The sequence below is a fragment of the Streptomyces sp. SID3343 genome (genome assembly GCF_009865215.1).
Classification (GTDB): domain Bacteria; phylum Actinomycetota; class Actinomycetes; order Streptomycetales; family Streptomycetaceae; genus Embleya.
The window spans coordinates 1-1,023 of the sequence record NZ_WWJX01000936.1; the positions used below are offsets into that span (position 1 = coordinate 1).

Annotated in this window: 1 protein-coding gene and 1 pseudogene; both read left to right on the forward strand. The window is 70.1% G+C overall.

Annotated elements, in window-relative coordinates; genetic code table 11:
- Positions 1–326 (forward strand): annotated as a pseudogene (locus tag GT354_RS52855) (hypothetical protein); the annotation flags it as partial.
- A gap of 75 nt (positions 327–401) precedes the next feature.
- Positions 402–863: a DUF3291 domain-containing protein gene (locus GT354_RS29125; protein WP_161359356.1), complete on the forward strand. Its 462-nt coding sequence runs from the start codon at positions 402–404 to the stop codon at positions 861–863.
- Positions 864–1,023 lie beyond the last annotated feature (160 nt).

The following is a 1,023-nucleotide window of genomic DNA, read 5'->3' on the forward strand; positions in this document are numbered from 1 at the left end:
ACGCGGCCGCGTACGACACCGGGCGCGTCGCGGGGGCGGGCCTCGCGCCGTCCCTGGCCGGTGCGGACGAGCGGGAGCGGGTGGTGGCGGCGCTCGTGGCCCGGGGATACGAACCGGCCACCGACGAGGGGCCGAGGATCCGGCTGCGGAACTGTCCGTTTCATCAACTCGCCGAGGATTTCCCGCCGTTGGTGTGCGGAATGAACCAGGCGCTGTTGACGGGCCTGCTGGAGGGAGTGGGCGCGGCGTCCCATCGGGCCAGGCTCGATCCGACGCCCGGGCGATGCTGTGTGGTCGTCGACCTCGTCGAGCCGGTGGGCGCGTAGCGGGATGGAACCGCGGCCGGATCTCTAAAAACAAATATCGTTGACATATCCGGAGCGGACTGGTGAGGTGCTTCCATGCCTTCGACTCATCACATCGCCCAGTTCAACACCGCGCGCCTGTTGTCCCCGTTGGACCATCCCGACACCGCAGAGTTCGCCGCCGCCCTCGACCCGGTCAACGAACTCGCGGACGTTGCGCCGGGTTTCGTCTGGCGCCTGAAGGACGAGGACGACGTGCACGTGCACGACCTGCGGCCGTTCGAGGCCGACATGATCGTGACCATGTCCGTGTGGGAGTCCGCGGACCTGCTGTGGGATTTCGTCTACCGCAGCGGCCACTTGGAGTACCTGCGCCGCCGGCACGACTGGTTCGATCACCTCGGCGATCTCGCCCAGGTGCTGTGGTGGGTGCCGGCGGGCACGATTCCGACGGTCCTCGAAGGCAAGGAGCGCTTGGAGCACCTTCGCGAACACGGCCCGACCCCACACGCCTTCACGTTCCGCGCCCGCTTCCCCCAACCGGTCGAGGTCGGTTGAGGGAAGCGGATCCGGTGCGGGTGATCCCGGGCGGCTGATCCCGGGCGGGTGGGGTCTGGTGGGTGGGCTCGGGCGGGTGGTCGGGTCGGGCGGGGTGGCCGCCGCCCGGGAGCCGCCGTCGGGAGCCGCCGCCCGGAGGCCGCCGTCGGGGTTCCGTTTC

Coding starts and splice junctions, on each gene's coding strand:
- GT354_RS29125 (WP_161359356.1), top strand. CDS start 402: ATGCCTTCGACTCATCACATCGCCCAGTTCAACACCGCGCGCCTGTTG.